The sequence below is a fragment of the Thauera propionica genome, from assembly GCF_002245655.1.
Taxonomy (GTDB): Bacteria; Pseudomonadota; Gammaproteobacteria; order Burkholderiales; family Rhodocyclaceae; genus Thauera; species Thauera propionica.
In genome coordinates, this window is sequence record NZ_NOIH01000042.1 from 1 (window position 1) to 1,317 (window position 1,317).

The 1,317-nt window shown below is 62.2% G+C and carries 1 protein-coding gene; it reads right to left on the reverse strand.

What is annotated here, in order from left to right:
* Window positions 1-3: 3 nt before the first annotated feature.
* Window positions 4-1,203: an ISL3 family transposase gene (locus tag CGK74_RS18330; RefSeq protein WP_106408406.1), complete on the reverse strand. Its 1,200-nt coding sequence runs from the start codon at window positions 1,201-1,203 to the stop codon at window positions 4-6.
* Window positions 1,204-1,317 lie beyond the last annotated feature (114 nt).

Here is a 1,317-nt window from a genome sequence, read left to right on the forward strand (position 1 = left end):
GGTTCATCGCGCCTTTCCGGGGAAGGCGGCCTTGATCTTCAGGAAGAAATAGGCTGAATCCCGGAACCCGTAGGCCATACGCTTGATGACCTTAATGCGGTTGTTGACGCCCTCGAGAATGCTGGTGTTCAAGGGAAAGATGGCTGAGGCGAGGATGCCACGCAGGTACTTTCGGAGTCGCTTTGCAAAGGCGATCGCCGGCGCGATGCCGCTTTCGATCGCCAGGCGGTACCAGTCTTTCCATCTTCGGGCGCCGTCTCTGATCGATGGCGCAAACCAGATTTCCTTGATGGCGGTCTTCAGCAGATAGACGGTAGCCAGCGGTGCGTTGGCCGCCAGCAGTTCCTCGAGCTTGACCGCCTGCTCGTTGCCCAGGTTGTCGCGGTTGCGCAGCAGCAACCAGCGCGAGCGCTTGATGACCTGACTTTGTGCGGGCGCACTGCGCAAGGCATTGGCCTGATCGACGCGCACCCGGTCGACGACCTCCCGACCAAAGCGGGCGACGACATGGAACAAGTCATAGACGACTTCGGCGTTCGGGCAATGGGCGCGCACCTCCAGATCGAAGGCGGTGTTCATGTCCATTGCGACCGCCTCGATGTGCTGACAGCCCTCTTTGCCCAGCAATTCGAAGAAGGGCCGGATCGCCTCGCGGCTGTTGCCTTCGCCGACCCACAACACGCGCATACGTTCGGCATCCATGATCACCGTCGCGTAGCGGTGCCCCTTGTGCAGCGCGAACTCGTCCATCACCAACCGACGCACGCCCTGCGCATCGAAAGCGCCATACCGGGTCTGCAGACGCCGATGGTCGATGCGCTTGATGGTGTGCCAGTGCAAGCCCGTGAGTTGGGCGACGTGGGCGATCGGCAGGATCTGCACCAGCGCCTCGATCCAGGCGCGTAATCGGTGTGTGATGCGCTCACCCGTGTCGAGCCAGCTCAGGCGCTCGGCCGCCCGTGCGCCACACTGGTAACAGTCGAGGCGGCGAATCGGCACATCCAGCCAGACGCGTCGATCGAACCAGTCTCGATCGCGCACCCGGCGTCGCCGGCGCTCGTGGAGCAGAACACAGTCGCTACCGCAGCGCCCACATCGCGGGCGGTGTGAGGGGTCTTCAGAGAGGGTGAGAAGCAGCGAACCGTCGGCTCGCTCCTGGCATGAATCGACGAGGCGGCCTTCCCAGAAGACCACGCCCAACATAGCATCGCACATGACGGGGAAGAGGAAGGGGATCGGTTTGTTTGGCGACTGCCAATCTACCAACCTCCGAACCGTCAACCACTACTTCCCCCAGATCGCGCGAAGAACCTTTTT

Bases quoted from the DNA above. Each gene is read 5' to 3' on its own strand.
- CGK74_RS18330 (WP_106408406.1), bottom strand. From the start codon at position 1,203: ATGTTGGGCGTGGTCTTCTGGGAAGGCCGCCTCGTCGATTCATGCCAG.